7 protein-coding genes are annotated in these 6,211 nt (G+C 68.9%); 1 reads left to right on the top strand and 6 read right to left on the bottom strand.

Translation table 11 applies throughout. The features are described from left to right. Positions 1 to 234 precede the first annotated feature (234 nt). Positions 235 to 1,566, bottom strand: coding sequence for a WD40 repeat domain-containing protein (locus AC1D2H_RS28490; protein WP_477932276.1), 1,332 nt, complete (start codon positions 1,564 to 1,566; stop codon positions 235 to 237). A 65-nt stretch (positions 1,567 to 1,631) separates the two neighbouring features. On the opposite strand from AC1D2H_RS28490, the gene AC1D2H_RS28485 reads away from it, so the two are divergent. After that, positions 1,632 to 1,985: a methyl-accepting chemotaxis protein gene (locus AC1D2H_RS28485; RefSeq protein ID WP_478013214.1), complete on the top strand. Its 354-nt coding sequence runs from the start codon at positions 1,632 to 1,634 to the stop codon at positions 1,983 to 1,985. A gap of 13 nt (positions 1,986 to 1,998) precedes the next feature. Here AC1D2H_RS28485 and AC1D2H_RS28480 read toward each other — a convergent pair whose 3' ends face one another. From AC1D2H_RS28480 to AC1D2H_RS28460, 5 genes are all read right to left on the bottom strand, one after another. Continuing rightward, positions 1,999 to 2,997 (bottom strand): ankyrin repeat domain-containing protein, encoded by a 999-nt coding sequence (locus AC1D2H_RS28480; RefSeq protein ID WP_478013213.1) that lies wholly within the window; start codon positions 2,995 to 2,997, stop codon positions 1,999 to 2,001. After that, positions 2,990 to 3,556, bottom strand: a complete 567-nt coding sequence (locus AC1D2H_RS28475) for a sigma-70 family RNA polymerase sigma factor (RefSeq protein ID WP_477932270.1) — start codon at positions 3,554 to 3,556, stop codon at positions 2,990 to 2,992. The genes AC1D2H_RS28480 and AC1D2H_RS28475 overlap by 8 nt, the downstream gene beginning before the upstream one ends. Positions 3,557 to 3,609: 53 nt before the next feature. Then, entirely contained in the window at positions 3,610 to 4,467 is an 858-nt protein-coding gene (locus AC1D2H_RS28470; protein ID WP_478013212.1) for a hypothetical protein, read from the bottom strand. Positions 4,468 to 4,756: 289 nt separating this feature from the next. Next, on the bottom strand, positions 4,757 to 5,026 hold the full coding sequence (locus AC1D2H_RS28465; protein ID WP_477932266.1) for a hypothetical protein: 270 nt from the start codon (positions 5,024 to 5,026) through the stop codon (positions 4,757 to 4,759). 114 nt (positions 5,027 to 5,140) lie between these two features. Beyond that, positions 5,141 to 6,082, bottom strand: a complete 942-nt coding sequence (locus AC1D2H_RS28460; protein ID WP_477932264.1) for a GGDEF domain-containing protein — start codon at positions 6,080 to 6,082, stop codon at positions 5,141 to 5,143. Positions 6,083 to 6,211 lie beyond the last annotated feature (129 nt).

Below are 6,211 nucleotides of genomic sequence, written 5' to 3'. Positions count from 1 at the left end.
ATCCAGGACCTGATGACGGAATGCTCCGTCCCGTATTGCTTGGCAAGCGCCTTTGCGCCCGCCGACCCCGACAGATATCGCTGTACGACTTCGAGCTTCAGACTCTCTTCATGTTTCGCCATGAAAAACACCCCAGTGGTTGGACGGGTGTCCAACTTCTGGGGTGCAGTTCAGATGGCGGGCTTTTTTCATGGCCCGCGGAGGCCGCGGCCGGACCGGCCGCAGCGCCCGGCCTCAGGGGCCGCCGATCGGGACAAAGACGATGAGGGGATCGCCGGTGAGGGCAACCACGACGAAGCCGTCGGGCGTGGACACCATCTGGCCTGGCAGCAGTCCCTTCGCATAGCCCGCCACCTTGTAGCCGCGCAACAAGGCGCCCGCTGCGCTATGCACCCAGATGTCGTAGGTTGCGTAGATGCCGTCCAGCCCGCAGATCGGCCGGCCGTCGCGCGTGACGTTGATGTTGTTCGGATAGGGTTCGCCGCCCGGCAAGGCGCCGAGGTAGCGGCCCGTGAGGCCGTCGTCGACTTCGCATTTGTAGCCACCATTCGACACGCCGCCTCCGGACGCCGCATACATGCGGGAGCCGTCGGGGCTGATCGCGACAGCTTGCAGGTTGCCGCCCGAACCATGGGCGATGCCGGCCACCCACTTGCTGAGTAGCATGCCACCCGACACCGACGAGTAGTCGACGCTGTGGCGCCCAGCGAAGCTGACGACAGACTGGCCGTCCAGCGGCGTTGCCAGGCTTTCGCCGAACGCCCCGCTGCCGATGAGTTTGCGGCCGGTAGCGTCGTAGGCGCCGCCCGTGCCGATGAACACCACTTCGGTGCCATTGGGACGGGCCGCCACCAGACCGGTGTAATGGTTCACTGCAAGGTCAAGATCCCAGGCCGGGAGCTTGCTCATCGCCACCAGGTCCACCACCTGCAGCTTGCTGGCCGCCGTGTCCAGCGCGTAGAGGCGGCTGCCATCGAGTGAGACTGTCATCTCACCGAGCGCAGCACCCACGCCGGACAGGGTACGCAGCTTCTGTCCGGAGTAGGCGTTGTACACATCGATATCCGTGCCGCCATGGTTCGCATAGACGTAGGGACGGATGCGGTCGGCCGCGAGATGCCAGTAGGGTGACTGCACCTTTGTCATCGCCATCCCTGCGCTGCTGCTCTTCCACAACGCGACACGAATGACGGTGCCCAGCACATTCGGCGTGGACGTGGCGAGGGTCACGTTGGCATAGCTGACCTCGTTGTCCGGCAGGCTCGCGGCGTTTGCCGACATGGCCAGCTGACCGCCGGTGCTGCCGCTGGCGCTGACCGTCAGCCAGGGGGCGTCGGAACTGGCCGTCCAGTTCAGCGTGCCGCCGTAGTTGTCGTTGATGCGGATGCTGCGTGTCAGGCTGGTGCCCACGGGCGAAGACGCCAGGGCCACACCCCATTCGGCGGCCAGCAGGCGGCGCTGGTCGGCATTGACGTTGATCGTCAGCGGAACGCTGACGCTGTCGCCGTTGACGACGGCCTTGGCCACGACGGTGGCCGAGTTGGAGCCCGCGCTGAGCTTGTCCACGACAGGGCTGAACGACAGTTCTGCGCCGGTCTGGCCCACGGCGCCGGACGCGGTGGTGCTCTGAGGTGCGGCTGCTGGCCAAGCGTTGCGCCGAGGCGGCCGGCGAGATCAAGCAGTTGGTGAAGAGCTCGGTCGAGCAGGTGCAGGGCAGCAGCCAATTGGTGCGCGGCACCGGCGAGGTCATGGGCGAGATCGTCACTCAGATTCAGCGCGTGTCGGCCATGGTCGGCCAGATCAGCCAGAGTTCGCGCGAGCAGGACCAGGGCATCGTCGAGATCCACCAGTCCATGGGCCAGCTCGACGACATGACGCAGCGCAACGCCTCTCTGGCCGAAGAAAGCACGGCCGCGGCCGAAAGCCTGCGCCAGCAGGCCGAACGCCTGACCCAGGCGGTCGCGAGCTTCCGCCTGGAAGCCTGACGACCCGGGCCGATCAGCGCAAGCGCTCGGCCAGGTCGTCGTGGCCCCGTTCGCGCGCGTGATCGGTGGCGGTCCACCCCTGGGAATCACGGTCGGCCTTGCGGGCGCCGGCGGCAAGCAACAACTCCACCATCTCGCGCGACCCCGTTTGTGCGGCCAGCATCAGGACCGTGCGGCCCTTGACATCGCGCAGATGGACCGAGGCGCCGGCTTGCAGGGCCGAACGCGCCATCGCCACGTCGACGTGATTGACGGCGCCCAGCAGCAGGGCATGGGCCTTCGCGGGCTCGGCCGCGTCAGACGCGGCCAGGCCTTGCACTGCCTGAGGCGCCACACGTGCCCGGGCGGCAACCCCGCTTGAAACCGCCTCCGATCGCGCCAGCACCGCGCCCTGGTTGGCCGCTTCAGCCACCACCTTGGGCGGCGCAGCAGCCATCGCCGGTGCGGGCGGGGGTGGCGCGGCAGCCATCACCGGTGCGGCCGGCGGCGCCGGCATCACGGGCTGGGACAGCACCGCCGCAGGCGCTGCACTGACTTCAGCCTCTCTTTGCTGCCGAGGCGTCGCATCTGCCACCACCACGGGGGCCGGGCGTTCGGCGCGCGGCTTGGCCGGGCCGACCTTGGCCGCTGCTCGCGGTGCTTCAGCGACGGGGGCAGGCAGGGCCTCGACCTTGGCGTCGGCCTGGGCCACCACCACGGGCGCAGTCGATGCGGGCTGGGCGGCGGCCAGTCGCGGATCGGGCTCCCGCCGTGGCTCGGTGGTTCGGCCTTTCAAGACCAGCGCGGTGGCCACCAGCAACCCGGTCAGCAGCAGGCCCAGCAGATAGGGCTGCCAACGCCAGGCCAAGCTGCTGTCGGAGACCGGCACCGCAGCCGCCACCTCGGGCCGAGGCAAGGCCGCCATCAGCCGTGCATAGCGCTGCTCACGGCCCGTGTCGGCATCGCCGAGCAGGGCTTGCGTGTACGCGGCCTCGTCCGCGTCCTTGGCCGGAATGGGGTCGTACTCAGCCATCACGCCACTCGCTGAGTCGATGCCGCAGCGCCTCGCGCGCATAGCGCAGGCGGGTCTTGGCGGTTTCCTGATGGGCCTGGGTCACGTCGGCAATCTCGGCGAGGCTGAGCTCGACCACGGTGAAGAGCAAGAAGGCCTCCCGCTGCTCGACCGACAGGCCCAGCAGGCCGCCCTCCACGGCTTCCACGAGACGCTTGGAAGCCAGCATTTGCTCGGGGCCGGCCACGGCGGAGGCCAACTGATCCAGGTCGGCCTCGTCGTCGCTCTGGGGCGGGCGCGCCCGCAGATGGTCCAGCACGCGGTTGCGCATCACGGTGTAGAGCCAGGTCGAGAACCGGGCCTTGGCCGGCGCGAAGCTGGCCGCCTTGCTCGCCACGGCCAGCCAGCCTTCCTGGTGCAGATCCTCCACCGTGGCGCGGTCGGTGGGGTGCAGCATCTGGCGAACGAAGGCGAAGGTCTTGCGGTCGTGGCGACGGTAGAGGCGGTCGAACGCACCCATGTCGCCGCGCAGATAGCTGGCGATAAGTTCTTCATCGGCGGGTTCACTCGCGGCCACCATGCGGCGCGGATGCTACGCCGGCGAGAGGGGTTGCTGCATCAGGCGATGCCTCCTCACCAGCGCGCCGGCGGGTCGGGTACATAGCCGCCGCTGCTGTTGGGGAAGGAGCGCGGCAGCACGGCCACCGGCCGCGGCATGATGCCTGCCGCGACCAGATTGGCCTGGCTGTCGTACTGGATCTCCAGCAACTGCTCCGGCTGGCTGCTGCGTCGCTGGAAGCCGGTGTGCTGGATGGGCGACCACTCCGAGGCGCCATGCCCGGTGCCCAGCTTGGCGCGCGCCGAGCGCTCGGCTTCGGCACGCCCCGCGCTTTCACGCGCCGGCGCAGCCTGGGCGGCCGCATCCGCCGCCGCGCCATTCAGGCGGCCCAGGGGGCTGGGTGCCACGGGCGCCGCAGGCGCCTCGTACACCACCGGCGGTGGCGGCGGGACGTAGACCTCGCGAAACACCGCCGCACCGATCACGCCCACATTGGCCGGCCGCCCGGTGCGTGCCGCATAGGAGTCGCCCAGCGACGTGAACTCAAAGGCGGCGATGCGATCGTCACTCTTGCGCCAGCCCGTGATGTCATGGCTCTCCCCCGGGCTCAGCACATAGCCCGACTGGTTGAAGCTCGCCGTGTCACCGGTGATGGCGTTGACGCCGTCCACCGACAACACCACCAGCACCCGCTCGCCGCTGCGGTTGCTGAGCCGTATCGCGTAGCGCGCGCCCGGCGTACCGGGGCTGTAGCGGCGCCCGCGGCTGGGGTACTGGGCCAGCAAGGCGCCGCTGTCGCGATCCACCAGCTGCACGTCGAGCAGGGGCGGCACGGGGGCGGCGGCGCAGCCAGCGTGCAGGCCGGCCAGGCTCGTCAAAGCGGCCAACTGGAGCAAGGCGGTGCGGCGGCGCAGGGGAAGCAACGAACTCATGGCGGATCCTTCGCAAGGTGGGGTCCTCTGCTTGTACGGAGCCGCTTCCGAAACGGGGTGAAATCAGCCTCTTGCGACGCGCCAGCCCCGGTAGCGGCGCGTCAGCCGCCTGGTGCGGAGCTGATCGGCAACCAGGGTCCACAGCATGGCCGAGCTCTCGCAGGTGCCGCCCGACAGCTCCAGCAGGTCCGCCGAATGGGCCGCTGGCCACTGCTTCGTGCCCGGTGAGGCGGACAAAGAAAAAGCGGCCTGAGGCCGCTTCTGTCGCAGGGGGAGCAGGACGGGCCGCTCAGGCCTTGATGTCCAGCAGCGCACCTGTCGTGTTGATCTGCGTCTGCAGCACCTTCAGGTTGGCCACATAGGCATAGGCGGCGGACTGCTGCTCGACGATCTCGTTGGCCGGGTTGATCTCACGCTCGGGCACCTTGTCGACATTCGTCGGCTCGGCGCTGGAACGGCCCTGGTTGGTCGAGGCCAGATTGGCAATGTTCGCCGACGACGCACGCAGGCGCTCGTTCGCGGACGAGATACCAGACAGGGCGGAGGACAGGGCGTTCATCGGGATTCAGTTGGGCAGCGCTTGGGCCGTACATCGGCAGCGCCTGGTTGAACTTTAGAACATTTGGCGAAAAACCCCACATTTCCGGGGATCGCCGCACCGCCAACCGTGAAATCAGCCCGCCAACTCTTCGTAGCCGCCGGCCGAAACGAAGACACGCACGCTGTCGCCGCCCGCCGCCTTGGCCTCGGTGCAGGCCAGGGCCGCGCCGCCGAGCACGGCGTCGACGGTCATCAGCGTCGGCTGGATCTGCACGACGCCCAGCGACGCCTTCACGCGGGTGCGGTGCAGGCCCCAGCGCAGGCGGTAGTTGGCGATGGCGGAGCGCACCTTCTCGGCAATGATCTGGGCGTAGTGCTGGTCGCAGTCGGGCAGCAGGATGGCGAAATGGTCTTCCTCCAGGCGCGCGACCAGGTCGGAAGCTCGCACCTTGCTGATCAGCATCTGGCCGAGGCCGTAGAGGAAATGGTCGCCCACCTCGGTGCCCATGTCCTTGATGACCTCGCTGAAGCGGTCCACGTCCACCCAAAGCACCGACACCGGTTCGTTGCGGCGGCTGCCCACATGCTCGCCCAGGCGGCGCTCGAACTCGCGGCGGTTGGCCAGCTCGGTGACGGCGTCGTGCTTGGCCGTCCAGGTGGGTTGCAGGCGCAGGGCGCGGGCGGCGCTCACGTCCTCGACGATCCACAGCGCCTCGGCCGTCGGCGCATCCCAGTGCACCGGCGTGGCCTGCAGCCGGCCCCAGAAACGGTGGCCGTCGCGCTTGACGTATTCGATCTCCTCGTCCAGCGGCTGGCCGGCGGCGAATGCCGCAGCGGCGCGCTCGTGCAAGGCCGTGTGGGCCATGTCGGTGGTGTGGACCCCCCGCGTGCCCTGACCCGACAGCTCGCTGTCATCGCCATAGCCGAACAGGTGGTTGAACTCCTCGCTGACGACCTCGAAGCGCTGGCCGGAAACAAAGGCGACCGCCGTGGGCGCCCTGACCAGCAAGGCGCGAAGGCGGGCGGCGGTGGTGTCTTCGGTCGAGGCGGGCGTGCCGGGAGTAGCGCTGCTCATGGGGGTCTCCGAGTCGATCTTCTAGGCCCGACTATCGCAGGACTGAAGCCTTTCGACCATGACGCACGTCACGCGGCCAGTGCCCGGGCTGCGCCACGACGCAGCGCCACGACGGAGCGCGGCGCTTGC

It is taken from the genome of Roseateles sp. P1_C1_2 (genome assembly GCF_056406535.1).
This window is presented reverse-complemented; position numbering and strand designations above follow the sequence as displayed.

Coding starts and splice junctions, on each gene's coding strand:
- AC1D2H_RS28480 (WP_478013213.1), bottom strand. CDS start 2,997: ATGGCTGAGTACGACCCCATTCCGGCCAAGGACGCGGACGAGGCCGCG.
- AC1D2H_RS28465 (WP_477932266.1), bottom strand. CDS start 5,026: ATGAACGCCCTGTCCTCCGCCCTGTCTGGTATCTCGTCCGCGAACGAG.
- AC1D2H_RS28470 (WP_478013212.1), bottom strand. CDS start 4,467: ATGAGTTCGTTGCTTCCCCTGCGCCGCCGCACCGCCTTGCTCCAGTTG.
- AC1D2H_RS28460 (WP_477932264.1), bottom strand. CDS start 6,082: ATGAGCAGCGCTACTCCCGGCACGCCCGCCTCGACCGAAGACACCACC.
- AC1D2H_RS28475 (WP_477932270.1), bottom strand. CDS start 3,556: ATGGTGGCCGCGAGTGAACCCGCCGATGAAGAACTTATCGCCAGCTAT.